Genomic DNA, 13,254 nt, shown 5'->3' with positions numbered 1-13,254 from the left:
CGGCGCACGCGCGCGTGTGAGCCCCCGACGGCGACGTGTGCCTAGCTCTCCCACAGCTACAAACCGCGCCCTCGCGTACCCGTCGCCGATGCTACCGATCGCGGACTCCTTCGACCACGTTCACCGCGGCTGCGAGATCCGGTACGGGCGGGGACGAGTCGCCGACCTCGGCGCCTGGCTCGGCGATCGCGGCCTCGACGGCGCGCTCGTCGTCTGCGGCTCGAACACCGGCGCGAACAACGCCCTGATGGATCCGGTCCGAGACGGCCTCGGCGACCGACTCGTCGGCGTCTTCGACGGGACAACGCCAGACAAGCGGGTCGAGACCGCCTACGACCTCCTCGACGCGCGGGCCGAGGCGGACGCGGACGTCCTCGTCGCGGTCGGCGGCGGCGCCAGCCTCGACGTCGCGAGACAGGCGACGCTGCTCGCGGCCGACGGCCGGGATCTCGACGCCCTCCGCGGCGACGCGGAGGCCGGCGCAGACGCGCTCGGCGACCTTGCGCCTGAGAGCGGCCCCGCCCTCCCGGCTGTCGTCGTGCCGACGACATTCGCGGGCGCGGACGTCTCGACAGGCGGCTCGCTGGAGGTCCTCTCGGCCGACGAGTCGCCGACCGGACAGCCGGTGACCGTCAGCGGGAGCGGCGCGTGGCCGATCGTCGACGTGGCCGACCCGGCGCTGTTCGAGACGACGCCGGCCTCGGTGCTGGCCGGGTCGGCGATGAACGGGTTCGACAAGGGGATCGAGACGCCGTACGCCCGCGACGCCTCCCCGGTGAGCGACGCGGCCGCGGTCCACGGACTCCGCCTCCTCTCGGACGCGCTCCCCCGCGTGGCCGGCGACCGACCGGGCGGCGAGGACGCGATGGACCGCGCGGTCGTGGGGTCGCTGCTCGTCCAGCTCGACTCCAAGATCAGCGTGATCCACGCGTTCGGCCACGGGTTCGCGCGGCGATACGAGGTTCAGCAGGGCGCGATCCACGCCGTCGTCGCGCCGCACGCGCTGGCGTACCTCTTCGACGAGGTCGACGCGAGCCGGCGGGCGCTGGCCGCCGGGCTCGGGATCCGGACCGGCGGCCGCGACGACGCAGCGATCGCCGAGGATGTCGTCGCGGCCGTCGCCGAGGTCCGGAACGCGCTCGATGTCCCGAGCCGCCTCCGGGATCTCCCCGAGACCGACGAGGACGACCTCCCGGCGATCGCCGAGTTCGTCGCCGAGGACCCGCCGATGGAGCGCGCGCCGGCCGACCTCGACGCGACTCCCGAGGAGATCCTCGGCGTGTTGCGGGCGGCGTGGTAAGGCCGGGGAGACGGCCTATCCGTCGGACGACTCGGCCCCGTACGTCTCAAGCGAGGTCAACCGCCCGGCCTCGGTCTCGAACACGTCGACGAACGCGAACAGCACGTCGCCGTCAGCGTCACGGAGGCGGCCGCGGACCGCGACGCCGGGACCCGACGGATAGACGCGGTCGACCGCGTGGGTCGTGTCGGTGTTCGGCCGCCCGTCTCGCATGAACGCGACGAACCGGTCGCGTCCCTCGAACGTCCTGTCGCCGCGCCGCTGGACGAATTCGGGGTCGAGCAGCGACGCGAGCCGCTCGTACTCGCCAGCGTCGATCGCGTCGTAGTAGGCCCGGGCGAGCGCGGCGGGGTCGGCGCTTTCGCCCGCCGGATCTCCGCTATCCGCGTCGGCGTTCGCTCTGCTGTCCGCGTCGGCGTTCGCTCCGCTGTCGGGGGCGTTCGCTCCGCGCTCTGCGTCGTCCGCCTCACGCCGCGAGGGCATCGAACTCCTCGGCTGAGGTCCGGGTTCCCTTCGAGATGATCACGTCGCCGCCCCGCAGCGTGGTGTCGATGTCGTGGCCGACCAGCCACCCCTCGTCCGGGCGGCGGATCGCGAGGACGCTCGTCGAGATGTCGGTCGCGGGCACGCCGTCGGCGACGGCGGTCCCGTCGAGTTCGCTCCCCTCGACGACGACGGTCCGGGTGATTATCTCGTCGGACTCCTGGACCGCCATCTCCACGACCGGGTGGACGTCGAGGTCACGGAGGACTCCCTCGGTGATCGCCAGCGCGGCGTCGGATATCTCCTCGGTCGCGACGCCGAGGTGGATGAGTCCCCGCAGCGACACCGGGTCGTCGGCCTCGGCCGCGGCGCGGAGCGTCCACGCCTCGAACCGCGACTGGAGCGCGTCCACCTCGATCTCGAGGTTGCTCACCTCCTCGGCCAGCTCCTCGTTGTCGAAGAGGACCGACCCGTACGCGAGGTCGACGGCGAGCTCGGAGAGGTTCTTCATCAACACGATCGAGTCGACCGCGCGCTCCAAGTCGTCGATCGCCGGCTCGGGCGCGGGCTCGGGCTCGAACGGGTCGCCGCTCAGCTCGGGGTACACGTCCTCGACGCCCGCTTCGGGCCCCCGAAGCAGAGTCACGTCGCCGGGCGCTAACCGGGTGGTCGGTCCGGGGTTGAGGATCCAGTCCTCGTCGCGCCGGACCGCGATGACGCGGACGCCGGTCTCCGATTCGAGGTCGATATCGTCCAGCGTCCGGCCGGCGTACGCGGACTCGCCCCGCACGGTCCCGCGGACGAGCGTCTCCACGCCCGCGGAGAGCGCGCCCCGCATCGCCTCGGGGAGCCCGATCTCCTCGGTGACGATCTTGGCGATGTCGCCCGCGGCGTCGGCGACCTTGTCGGCGGCCGCGATGACGCCGAGCACGGGCGCGAGCGTCTCCGCCTCGTTCGGGTTCCGCGCGGCGAGCATCAGGCTCATCCGGGCGCGCATCTGGAGCACGTCCATCCGGTGTTCCAGCTCGACGACCTCGTGCGCGACCGTCGGGCTCGCGTGGAGAACCGCCGAATAAGACAGATCGATCAACAGCTCCGCGCTGTCCTTCATCTCGACGAGCAGGTCCTTGACGCTCGTCGGCTCGTAGCGGACCGTGCGCTCGTCGAATCGTCCCATGTGACTCCCTCTCCGGCACCGAGTAAAAGGCTTGTTGCGGGAGTTCGAACGGTCGGAGCGGAGGAGACGACCGCCGCGTCAGAGCGCGTCGCCGGCGACGTAGCCCGGCGCATCCTCTGGCGATTCCGTGCCGTCGCCGACGGGCGCGGCGAGGTCGACGAGCGCGAGCCATCCCAGCAGCCGGGCCGCGCGGCCCCGCCACGTCGCCTCCCAGTCGGGATCGCGGGCCCTGTCGTGCCGCGGAACTCGGTCGCGGGTCGCGGCGAAGAGGTCGGGGGCGGTCAGCGGGTCGTCGGTCGAGGCCTCCCGCAGCGCCGCGAGCGCCTCGGGGCCGAACAGGACCTCCTCTCGGAGCCCCTCGCGGACGCGCTCCGGCGTCGGCTCGGCGTCGGCGCGGACGAACCCCCGAGAGGTGTCCTCGGCGAGGTCGAGCGCGCGCAGGAACGCGAGCCAGTCGTTCGCGGTCTGACGGTCGGGGAGGTCGCGTCGCCGCCGGAGGCGGGCGCAGCAGTCGTCGGCGGTACCCGGGACGAGCGGGACCGCGCGCTGGTACTCGCGGAGGGCGTCGAGGTCGGCCGGGGGTTCGGGGACGGGTTTGAGTCGCATCAGTCGGGGACGCTCGCGGCGTCAGCGGTAGCCGAACGACTCGGCGAGCAGCTCCTCGTCGGTCTCACCGACGGTGTAGACGGGGCCGTCGACGACGTCGACGGTGACCCGCGCCGGGGCGAACACGCTCTCGGGCACGTCGTAGAAGTCCCAGTCGGCGTCCTCGAACACCTCAACGAAGGGGGTGCCGTACTCCTCGCCCGCGGTCGAGACAATCTCGCCGAAGCGGTCGTCGTCGCGCGCGACCTGGAGGTGGACCTCGCCGCCGTACGCCAAGGCGTCGTTGGTCCGGCCCATCGCCTCGGTCTCGTCGCGGGTCGGGGGCGCGAGCGGCGCGGAGCCGGAGGCGTGGAGCACGTCCGTGGGCTCGTATCCGACCTCCAACAGGCGGAAGACGGCGAGTTCAGCGGCGCGGGCCGCGGTAGTGACGGAGCCCGCGGTCGAGCCGGTGGCGAACGTCGGGAGGAACACGCCGTCGGTGTCGACCTCGGCCAGCTCGGCGACCTGTTCGGCGACCTCCTCGTCGGGGAGCGCCGTCGACTCGACCGCCAGCGTGGCGAACTCGGAGGAGTCGTAGTAGCCGACGCGCTCGAACTCGGTCTCGCGGCCGACGAGCGCGCGGGCGGGGCCGGAACCCAGCCCCTCGAAGCCGCCCTCGGTCGTCAGCTCCCAGCCGGCCTTCTGCGAGCAGAGCAGCGCGACCGCGGGGTGGTCCGTCGACAGCTCGACGTACTGGCGCGGCGCGCCGGCGAGCCGGCCCATTCGCGTCTGGAGGTTCGCGAGCCCGGCGGTCTGGATCTCCGCGAGCAGGAGTCCCGCCTCGACGCCGCCGGCCGCGTCGACGCCGAAGTCGACGACGGTGGCGCCGTTGTCCAGCTCGTAGCCGACGACGTCCAGCTCGCCGGCGAAGTCGAGCGCCTCGTCGACCAGCTCGATCGCGGTCCGATTGATGCTTTCCATAAACGAGCGTACTCGCTCCCCGTTTAAGGGGTTTGGCTGTTCGGTTCGGGGCGTCGCAAGAGATCCGGTGGACGTTACTTATAAACAACCGAGGCGGTGGCGCGTGCCTCCGAACGCCCGCAGGGCGTGAGGAGCACGCGCGAGGGAGTCGCTCGCCCGCGGCGAGCGACGCGGCTGGGGAGGTGTGAGGCTGCGGTGCTGCGCGTTCCCGCGAGCGAAGCGAGCGGGAGCACGGAAGTCGCAGCCCGCGCAGCAAAGCGAGCAGGAACGTCTTCCGGTGGGGGTTTGCCGGTGTCCGTCGCCGGTCCACCAGCGACTATTTAGAATTGAGCGAGCGCGATTTCGGGAGCGTTCGACCGAAATGCTTCGTGAGCCGGATATAAGCGAGCGTTCCGAGTCGTCACCAGAAGCCGTCGGAGTCGCTCGGGCCGCCGGCCTCGCCGGGGCCGCTCGGACCGCGGGGCCCGCTCGGTCTCGGATCGGGGTTGATCTCGACGGGGGCAGACTCAGCCCGCGGGTCGATCTCGCGCCCCTCGTCGTAGCGGACGAACGAGAGGTAGAACGCCTCGCCGCAGCCGACGCCCTCGGCGTCCGGCTCGCGGTACGGCTCGTCGCCGCCGACATCGGTGCCGCGCACGCCGTCGTGCGGGTCCCACTCGACGCCGTCGCTCTCGCCGCAGACGAACCGGACGCCGTCGGCGTCGGCGGTGTCGCCGTCTTCGGTCGCCTCGTCGGCGTCGAACGGCTCGGTCGGCGCGACGTACGTCCACCCCTCCAGCGGGTACGGCGTCACCGACTTGTCCGCGAGGTACCCCTCGCGTTCGAGCGCGACGAGCGTCCCGCAGTGGGGACAGTAGTACGTGACCGGGTAGCTCATACGTCTCGTAGGGGACCCGTTTATAAACAGCCGTCGCCGCCGCGTCAGCTATTTGATCGCTCGGGCCGACGATTCGATATCTCATCCGATACCACTCCTGACAGCTCGGACGCATCGGACGACTCGTCCGGCCCCGTTACCCGCCGCCGGCTCCTCTACGGCGTCGCGGGCGGCGTCGGTCTCCTCGGGGGCGGCGGACTGTACGTCGCCAACGCGCTCGACGGCGACTTCGGCGGGTACGAGGCGCCAGAGTCACAGCCGATGGTCTCCACCCGAGGGCGGCTCGACGCCGACGAGCCGACGACGCGCTCGGGGTCGTGGGAGTTCGGCGGCAGCGACGCGGTGGTCCTGTACGTCCACGGCCTCGGCGCGGACGCAGAGTCGGCCCGCGATCAGGCGTACGCGGCGCGATTGGGGCTGGCGGCGGCGTCGGACTCGGCGGGCGGCGACGACGCGGCGGCGAGCGTCCCGCCCGTGATCGGCTACTCGTGGTCGTCGAACGACGACTGGGGACCGGCGAAGCGCACCGCCGACGCCAACGCCGCCCCGCTCGCCGACTGGCTGACGGCGTGGGCGGACGAGGACGGCCGTCCGGCCCACGTGTTCGCGCACTCGCTCGGCGCTCGCGTGACCGGAGCGACGCTGCGCGAGCTCGCGGACAGGGGGCGGACGGACGCCCTCGCGTCGGTGTCGCTGTTCGGCGGGGCGATCCCGCACGACAGCGTCGGGACCGACGGGGCGTACGGGGCGGCAATTGGGGCGCTCGACGCGCCCCTCTACAACTTCCACAGCCGGAACGACCGCGTCCTCGGGTGGGCGTACCGCGCCTCCGACCGGACCCGGGCGGTCGGCCACGGCGGGCTGTCCGGCGCCGCGACCGCGCCGGACGGCTACGCCGACATCGACGTCAGCGATCTGGTGGCGGACCACTACTCGTACCTCGAACCGAACGCGGGCAGTCTGCCGCGCGCGATCGGCCGGATCGGGTTCGAGTAGTGCGACGGCGCACTCCGGGGCGCCTCGCCGCCGACTCGCCCCCGGAACCCCTTTTACCGGCGCGGTCGACCCTTCGGGCATGATCGACGAGACCGTCGCCGAGATCCGGGCGATGCGGACCCACAGCACGTCCGCGGTGGCCGTGAAGGCGACGCGGTCGCTCGCGGACCTGTTAGACCGGGAGTACGTGACCGTCGACGAGTTCGAGCGCGACCTCGAACACAACGCGGGCGTGCTGCGCCGGTCGAACCCCTCCCACGCCGCGCTCCACAACGCGATGCGCGAGGTCGAGCGATCCATCGTCGGCGAGGCGACGAGCGTCGAGGGCGCGAAGCAGCTGTTGGAGGACGTGATCGCCCGCGTCGTCGACGACATCGAGACGGCGAAGGGCGAGGCGGCCGCCAACGCGGCCGAGCACATCGAGGACGGCGACACGCTGCTCGTCCACGACTACTCCACGACGGTGCTGGAGGCGATCGAGAACGCCGCGCGCGACGGGGCGCACCTGACCGTCTACGTCACCGAGGCGCGCCCGCGGACGCTCGGCCGCAAGACCGCGCGGATTCTCGCCGGGGTGTCCCGCGTCGACGTCCGCATGGTCGTCGACAGCGCGATGGGGTACGCGCTTCGCGACTGCGACCGCGTCCTGCTCGGTATCACCTGTATTACCGGGGGAACCTACTACAACCGGATCGGCACGTTCCCCCTCGTCGTCACGGCGCGCGAGCTCGGCGTCCCAGTCACCGCGGTCGGCTCGGGCGCGAAGACGATCGAGGAGTTCCGGTTCGAGAACGAGTTCCGCGACGCCGTCGAGGTGATGCGCGAACCCGTCGAGGACGTCGAGATCGAGAACCCGAGCTACGACGCCACCCCGATCGGGATGATCGACACCGTGATCACCGACGACGGCGTCCGGGACTGAGGGCCCGACGAGGCGAGAAGACGAGCGCTGCCGGCGAACCCCGTCGAGCGGACAAAAGCGCTTTGTGTGTGTACCGTGTTAACAGGCGTAATGAGCGTTCGTACGGGTTCGACGACGGTGTTTCAGATCCCCGATCAGGGGGTGACGGCGGCGGGGTGTTCGAGCGGCTGGTGCGACCTGTGGGCGGTCGCGACCGATCCGGGCGTGCTGACGGCGGTCGCGATCGTCGGTCTCGCCGCGCTGGTCGCGTTCGCGTACGTCCGGGACGCCGAGGCGGCCTGTCACCGCGAGCGACGCCGCGTCCTCGACGAGCGGGACGCGTTCGAGTCGTTCGCGGACCGCGTGGCCGACATCGACACCATCTCGGCCGCGACGGACTCGACGCCGTCCGGCGTGCCGGCCGGCTCGCTCCGCGGAATGGGCGCTCCCGGCGACGGGGTCCGCGGCCCCGGCGGCGGATCGCCCGGGAGCAGCGTCAGCCTCAGACAGGTGATGGCCGCGTACGACGACACCGTGCTGTCGCTCCCTCACTACCGGGCCGAGTACGACGGGACGCCCGCGGAGGGCCTGGCGGCCGAACGCGGTCCGGACGCCGTGACCGCGCTGGCGTCGGACGGGGGGCTCTCGGGCGCCGCGCAGTCGGCGCTCGTCGACCGGAGCCGCCGCGCCGTCGACGCCCGCGAACGCCTCGCCGACGCGATCGACGAAGAGATCGACGCGATCGGCGACAGGGAGTCGGCGCTGTCGGCGATCGACCGCCGTCGCCGCCGGCTGCTCGGTCACTTAGACGGGGTCCGACCCGGCTGCGAGGCCGAGGCCGCCGTCGACGTCTGGAGCCGGCTGACGGAACTCGAAGGGGAGTGCGACGACCTCGCCGCCGACCGACAGCGCTCGTTGGACGATCCCCCGTTGACGCCGCGCACGCCGCTCGACGCCGACCGCGAACGGCCGTTCTACGCCTACCTCTACGGCCCGACCGACGGGCCGCGGTACCCGGTGTTGGCCCAGATCGCGGAGGTCGCAGACCGGATCCGCGCGGATAAGGACCGCGTCGGGGGACGAATCGCCCGCGGCCGCTGACTCTCCCGGGCGCCCCAGACCGGCGGAAACTCCAAACTACCGGATTGTTTATGAAGGTAGGGCGGGTCTGGGGGGGTATGAGTTGGCAGGAGGCGGAACGAGCGTTCACGGACGACGCCATCGCCCGAGAGACGCTCCCCGCGACGTTCGAACGCACCGCGGAGCGGCACGCTGACCGGATCGCACAGCGGTACAAGGGGGGAGTCCACGACCGGTCGCTCGTCGCGTCCGGGGTGGTTCCGGAGGCCCCCGCGGGCGAGTACGCCGACGTGACGTACGCGGAGATGCGGGGGATCGTCCGGAACCTCGCGACCGGGCTGCGCGAGCTGGGCGTCGACGACGACACGCGACTGGCGATGTACTCGCAGACCCGCATGGAGTGGGCTCAGGCCGACTTCGCGGCGCTGGCCGCTGGCGCCGTCGTGACGACCGTGTACGCCTCGTCGTCCCCGAGCCAGCTGCGCTACCTGCTGGAGGACCCCGAGGCGACCGTTGTCGTGGCCGAGAACCGCGAGATGCTCCGCGAAGTCCTCGCGGTGCGCGGCGACCTCGAACACGACCTCGACGCGATCGTGACCCTCGACGAGGTCGACACCGACGACCTCGGGGACGATGCCGACGCTGACGTGGACGACGTGTACACCCTCGGCGAGGTCCACGAGCGCGGCGCCGCGGCGTTCGACGAGGCGGCCTACGAGGGATGGCTCGACGCGGTCGGCGTCGACGACCTCGCCAGCCTGATCTACACCTCCGGGACCACCGGGAAGCCGAAGGGGGTCAGGCTCACCCACGGCAACTTCCGGGACAACGTCTCCCAGTGTTACCGGCGGTTCGCGGACCGACCCGACCGCGACCCGGAGGTGCCCGGCATCTCCGCCGAGTCGACGACGCTGTCGTTCCTCCCGCTCGCGCACGTCTTCGAGCGGATGGCCGGCCACTACATGATGTTCGCGGCGGGCGCGACGGTCGCGTACGCGGAGAGCCCCGACACGCTCCGCGAGGACTTCGGGCTCGTCCGCCCGACGACGACCACCAGCGTCCCGCGCGTCTACGAGAAGCTGTACGACGCGATCCGGGAGCAGGCGAGCGAGTCGCCGGTGAAGGAGCACATCTTCGAGTGGGCGGTCGACGTGGGCCGCGACCACCACGAGGCCGACGCCCCCGGTCCGCTACTCGACGCCAAGCGGGCGGTGGCCGATCGGCTCGTCTTCTCGTCGGTCCGGGAGGCGATCGGCGGGAACATCGACTTCTTCATCTCGGGCGGCGGGTCGCTGTCGGCGGAGCTGTGCGCGCTGTACCACGCGATGGACCTGCCGATACTGGAGGGATACGGCCTGACGGAGACGTCGCCCGTCATCTGCGTCAACCCGCCCGAGAAGCCGAAGGTCGGCACCATCGGGCCGCCGGTGGTCGACACCGAGATCGCGATCGACGGCTCCGTGGTGGGACAAGAGGTCGCGGACCTGGCCGGCGACGTCGGCGAACTGCTCGTCCGGGGACCACAGGTGACGGACGGCTACTGGAACCGGCCGGACGCGACCGCAGACGCGTTCGTCGACGCGGACGACCTCCCGACCGACGCCGTCACCGCCGGGACCCCGGCCGACGACCGCGTCGGCGTCGGCGGGGACGGCCCCGGAGACGCGGAGGCCGCCGCCGCGGAGCCGTGGTTTCGCACCGGTGACATCGTCCAGCTCCGCCCCGACGGCTACGTCGCGTTCCGCGAGCGCGCGAAGCAGCTGCTCGTGCTCTCGACCGGGAAGAACGTCGCCCCCGGACCGATCGAGGACCGGTTCGCCGCCAACGAGTTCGTCGAGCAGTGCGTCGTCCTCGGCGACGGCCGGAAGTTCGTCTCGGCGCTCATCGTGCCGAACTTCGAGAGGGTCGAGGCGTGGGCCGAGGCCAACGGGATCGACTTGCCCGCGGAGCGCGCCGCGGTCTGCCGCGACGACCGCGTCCGCGAGCGGATTCAGGAGGAAGTCGACCGCGTGAACGAGGAGTTCGAGTCGTACGAGAAGATCAAGCAGTTCCGGCTCGTCGAGGAGGAGTTCACCGAGGAGAACGACCTGCTCACGCCGACGACGAAGAAGAAGCGACGGAACATCTTAGACCGATTCGCCGACGAGGTCGAGGTCATCTACGAGGAGTAGAGCGGCCGGAACCGGGTAGAACTAGAAACCGATATCCGTCGCGAGAGAGTAAATTCGGCGATGGGTCCCCACGTACCGCCCCGATACGGCTTCGCCGCTCTGGGGGGGTGTTGTTTCGGCCTCGGTGTGCTCCACCTGACTCACGCGGGCCCGACCGTGGGGATCGCACTCGAATCGGTGCTGATACTCGGCCTCTCGGGCGTCGCCTTCTACACCGTTCGCGACCTCCCGCGCTGGGGGATCTCTCGCTCCGGCCAGTGGCGAGCGGTCCGGATCGGCGCGGGGACCGCGCTCGGGTTCACCGGGCTCGCCGCCGTCGTCTGGCTCATTTGGCTGATCGGACACCACGCGTTCAAGCTCCCCTTTCTGCTCTCGTTCGCCGCCAGCCTCGGCGCGGCGGTCGGGTCTCGCGGGAGCCTCTACGCGGTGAAGGCGGACGAACAGCTCACCGAGGCGCAGGAGCTCGCGACGCTGCTCTCGATCAACGACCGGGTGTTGCGCCACAACATCCGGAACGAGCTCTCGGTGGCGCTCGGGTACCTCACCGAGATCGAGGCGGCGGACGACAGCCCGGAGACCCGAGCGCAGGTGGCGACGATCCGCGACCACTTGGAGTCGCTCCTCGACACGAGCGAGCGGACGCGACGGCTCGCGTCGATCTGGCAGACCGACGCGCGCTGCCCGGTGGACCTGGTCACCGTCGTCGAGGAGGAGGGGGCACAGTTGACCGCCGAAGCGCCCGACGCGACGATCCGCACGGAGCTGCCGGAGCGCTGCGTCGTCCGGACGCATCCGTCCGTCCGGGTCGCGTTCGAAGAGGCGCTGCGGAACGCCGTCGAACATAACGACGACGTGACCGTGACGGTGCGCGTGTGGCGCGACGATGCGGTACACCTCGTCGTCGCGGACGACGGACGCGGCATCCCGCGGATCGAGCGGCGGACGCTCCGAAACTCCGAGGAGACCCCGCTCGAACACACCGAAGGCGTCGGGCTGTGGCTGATCTACTGGGCCGTGAACCGGGCGGGCGGAACGGTCGAGTTCGCGGAGAACGAGCCGGGGGGAACGGCGGTCCGGATCCGCCTCCCCGATCGGCCGGATTCGGACGGCTCGGCCGGCGTCGACTCCGGAGAGGATCGGCGGTGAGAGTGAGGTCGGAAGCCTCGGAGTAGCGGCCGTGCGACCCGTGCGGGAGCGATCTCGGTCGGTTCGGGCGCCGCGTCGACCGCGTGGCGGCGCGAGCCGTTCGTTGGACACCGAGGTCGCGGTCAGTTCGTTAGGCGTGGGAGAAGCGCGCCGTTCGCGTGGCGTTAGGCCGACGACGGCGTGGACTCCGGCTGTTCGTCGCGCTCGACCGAGTCGCCGTCGGCCGGTGTCGACTCCGTCACGGGGTCGCCGAACGCGTACACCGTGTTGTGGCCGGTCACCTCGACGGTGAGGAAGTCGCCGACCTCGACGCCGCGATCGGTCGCGTTCTGGACGATGATCTGTCGGTAGGCGCCGTCGCGGCACTTGACCGAGTCGCCCGTCCCCTCCTCGACGACGAGCACCTCGAACGTCCCGCCGACCATCGACTCGTACGCCTCGCCGACAACCTCCATCTTCAGCTCGGACATCGCCTTCGACCGCTCCTTCTTGACGGTCCCGCCGAGCCCCTTCATGTCGGCCGCGTCGGTGCCGGGACGCTTCGAGAAGCGGGTGACGTTGATCTTTTCGGGCCGGACCTCGGCGAGCAGGTCCATCGAGCGCTCGTGGTCGGCCTCGCTCTCTGTGGGGAAGCCGACGATGAAGTCGGTCGACAGCGTCCAGTGGTCGAGCCGGTCGTCGAAGGTGTCGACGACCTCGCGGAACTTCTCGACGTGGTGCTGGCGGCGCATGTCTCCGAGCACGTCGTCGGAACCGGACTGGACCGGCGCGTGGATGAAGTCGTACAGCTCCTCGTTCTCGGCGAACACGTCGACCAGCTCCTCGTGGATGCCGTGGATGCCGCCGGGGTTCGCCATCCCCAGCCGCACCCGGAAGTCACCGTCGATGTCGCAGATGCGGTCGAGCAGCTCGGGAAGCTTCCGGTCGCCGTCGTCCCAGCCGTAGACGCCCGTGTCCTGCCCGGTGACGCGGATCTCCTTCGCGCCGGCGTGGATCAAGGCCCGGGCCTTCTCGACGTTCTCCTCGACCGACGGGGAGTCGACCCGGCCGGTGGCGAACTTGGTGATACAGTACGAGCAGTTGCTCATACAGCCGCGCGCGATCGGGAGGAGACCGACGACGCCGTCGAGGACCGGTTCGGCGTCGGGCGTGACTGTCGGGCACTCGCCGTTGAGCACGTACGAGGGGACCTCGTCCCAGTGGAGGATCTCGGCGTCGACGTCGGCTTCGGCGAACATCTCTCCCTGTGCCAGCGCCATACAGCCAGTAACGACGAGTTCGGCCGTCGTCTCCGACAGCTCCTCGGCGCGGCGGAGCATGTTCCGCTCCGTCTTCTCGACGACGGTACAGGTGTTGAGGATGGCGACGTCCGCGTCGTCCGGGCCGTCGGCCGGGCGGTGCCCCCCGTCGCGGAGGGCGCGCTCGATCTCCCGGCTCTCTCCCCGGTTCGAGCTACAGCCGTACGTTTCGATGTGGTACGTCGCCATCGGAGTGTCCTTACTATCGGTCCCGAGGGCAAAAGCGCGACGGATCGGGGCGTCGGCGGCCCGGCGAGTC

At 71.1% G+C, this 13,254-nt stretch carries 12 protein-coding genes; 6 read left to right on the top strand and 6 right to left on the bottom strand.

Going from position 1 to position 13,254, the window contains the following annotated elements; genetic code table 11:
• Positions 1 to 88 precede the first annotated feature (88 nt).
• On the top strand, positions 89 to 1,300 hold the full coding sequence (locus tag B9H04_RS04935) for an iron-containing alcohol dehydrogenase family protein (RefSeq protein ID WP_049929470.1): 1,212 nt from the start codon (positions 89 to 91) through the stop codon (positions 1,298 to 1,300).
• 15 nt (positions 1,301 to 1,315) lie between these two features.
• Here B9H04_RS04935 and B9H04_RS19415 read toward each other — a convergent pair whose 3' ends face one another.
• From B9H04_RS19415 to B9H04_RS04910, 5 genes are all read right to left on the bottom strand, one after another.
• Positions 1,316 to 1,783, bottom strand: coding sequence for a nuclear transport factor 2 family protein (locus B9H04_RS19415; RefSeq protein ID WP_049929469.1), 468 nt, complete (start codon positions 1,781 to 1,783; stop codon positions 1,316 to 1,318).
• Positions 1,767 to 2,960, bottom strand: a complete 1,194-nt coding sequence (locus B9H04_RS04925; protein ID WP_085682498.1) for a potassium channel family protein — start codon at positions 2,958 to 2,960, stop codon at positions 1,767 to 1,769. The genes B9H04_RS19415 and B9H04_RS04925 overlap by 17 nt, the downstream gene beginning before the upstream one ends.
• 78 nt (positions 2,961 to 3,038) lie before the next feature.
• A complete protein-coding gene (locus B9H04_RS04920; protein WP_049929467.1) occupies positions 3,039 to 3,566 on the bottom strand; it encodes a hypothetical protein in 528 nt (175 codons plus the stop codon).
• A gap of 21 nt (positions 3,567 to 3,587) precedes the next feature.
• Entirely contained in the window at positions 3,588 to 4,526 is a 939-nt protein-coding gene (gene mch, locus B9H04_RS04915; protein WP_049929466.1) for a methenyltetrahydromethanopterin cyclohydrolase, read from the bottom strand.
• 400 nt (positions 4,527 to 4,926) lie between these two features.
• Complete coding sequence (locus B9H04_RS04910; RefSeq protein ID WP_049929465.1) at positions 4,927 to 5,403, bottom strand: hypothetical protein; 477 nt, start codon at positions 5,401 to 5,403, stop codon at positions 4,927 to 4,929.
• 261 nt (positions 5,404 to 5,664) lie between these two features.
• On the opposite strand from B9H04_RS04910, the gene B9H04_RS04905 reads away from it, so the two are divergent.
• The 5 genes from B9H04_RS04905 (at position 5,665) to B9H04_RS04885 (ending at position 11,697) form a co-directional block, all read left to right on the top strand.
• Positions 5,665 to 6,399 (top strand): DUF726 domain-containing protein, encoded by a 735-nt coding sequence (locus B9H04_RS04905; RefSeq protein WP_049929464.1) that lies wholly within the window; start codon positions 5,665 to 5,667, stop codon positions 6,397 to 6,399.
• A 79-nt stretch (positions 6,400 to 6,478) separates the two neighbouring features.
• Positions 6,479 to 7,321: a translation initiation factor eIF-2B gene (locus B9H04_RS04900; RefSeq protein ID WP_049929463.1), complete on the top strand. Its 843-nt coding sequence runs from the start codon at positions 6,479 to 6,481 to the stop codon at positions 7,319 to 7,321.
• Between the two features lie 90 nt (positions 7,322 to 7,411).
• A complete protein-coding gene (locus tag B9H04_RS04895) occupies positions 7,412 to 8,401 on the top strand; it encodes a DUF7260 family protein (RefSeq protein WP_085682497.1) in 990 nt (329 codons plus the stop codon).
• 77 nt (positions 8,402 to 8,478) lie between these two features.
• Positions 8,479 to 10,551 (top strand): AMP-dependent synthetase/ligase, encoded by a 2,073-nt coding sequence (locus tag B9H04_RS04890; protein WP_085682496.1) that lies wholly within the window; start codon positions 8,479 to 8,481, stop codon positions 10,549 to 10,551.
• A gap of 60 nt (positions 10,552 to 10,611) precedes the next feature.
• Positions 10,612 to 11,697: a sensor histidine kinase gene (locus tag B9H04_RS04885; RefSeq protein WP_085682495.1), complete on the top strand. Its 1,086-nt coding sequence runs from the start codon at positions 10,612 to 10,614 to the stop codon at positions 11,695 to 11,697.
• 164 nt (positions 11,698 to 11,861) lie between these two features.
• Here B9H04_RS04885 and B9H04_RS04880 read toward each other — a convergent pair whose 3' ends face one another.
• Entirely contained in the window at positions 11,862 to 13,184 is a 1,323-nt protein-coding gene (locus B9H04_RS04880) for a tRNA (N(6)-L-threonylcarbamoyladenosine(37)-C(2))-methylthiotransferase (protein WP_049929459.1), read from the bottom strand.
• Positions 13,185 to 13,254: the final 70 nt, after the last annotated feature.

The organism is Halorubrum ezzemoulense DSM 17463, from assembly GCF_002114285.1.
In the GTDB taxonomy this organism is placed as follows: Archaea; Halobacteriota; Halobacteria; order Halobacteriales; family Haloferacaceae; genus Halorubrum; species Halorubrum ezzemoulense.
This window is presented reverse-complemented; position numbering and strand designations above follow the sequence as displayed.

Bases quoted from the DNA above. Each gene is read 5' to 3' on its own strand.
- B9H04_RS04935 (WP_049929470.1), top strand. From the start codon at position 89: ATGCTACCGATCGCGGACTCCTTCGACCACGTTCACCGCGGCTGCGAG.
- B9H04_RS19415 (WP_049929469.1), bottom strand. From the start codon at position 1,783: ATGCCCTCGCGGCGTGAGGCGGACGACGCAGAGCGCGGAGCGAACGCC.
- B9H04_RS04925 (WP_085682498.1), bottom strand. From the start codon at position 2,960: ATGGGACGATTCGACGAGCGCACGGTCCGCTACGAGCCGACGAGCGTC.
- B9H04_RS04920 (WP_049929467.1), bottom strand. From the start codon at position 3,566: ATGCGACTCAAACCCGTCCCCGAACCCCCGGCCGACCTCGACGCCCTC.
- mch (WP_049929466.1), bottom strand. From the start codon at position 4,526: ATGGAAAGCATCAATCGGACCGCGATCGAGCTGGTCGACGAGGCGCTC.
- B9H04_RS04910 (WP_049929465.1), bottom strand. From the start codon at position 5,403: ATGAGCTACCCGGTCACGTACTACTGTCCCCACTGCGGGACGCTCGTC.
- B9H04_RS04905 (WP_049929464.1), top strand. From the start codon at position 5,665: ATGGTCTCCACCCGAGGGCGGCTCGACGCCGACGAGCCGACGACGCGC.
- B9H04_RS04900 (WP_049929463.1), top strand. From the start codon at position 6,479: ATGATCGACGAGACCGTCGCCGAGATCCGGGCGATGCGGACCCACAGC.
- B9H04_RS04895 (WP_085682497.1), top strand. From the start codon at position 7,412: ATGAGCGTTCGTACGGGTTCGACGACGGTGTTTCAGATCCCCGATCAG.
- B9H04_RS04890 (WP_085682496.1), top strand. From the start codon at position 8,479: ATGAGTTGGCAGGAGGCGGAACGAGCGTTCACGGACGACGCCATCGCC.
- B9H04_RS04885 (WP_085682495.1), top strand. From the start codon at position 10,612: ATGGGTCCCCACGTACCGCCCCGATACGGCTTCGCCGCTCTGGGGGGG.
- B9H04_RS04880 (WP_049929459.1), bottom strand. From the start codon at position 13,184: ATGGCGACGTACCACATCGAAACGTACGGCTGTAGCTCGAACCGGGGA.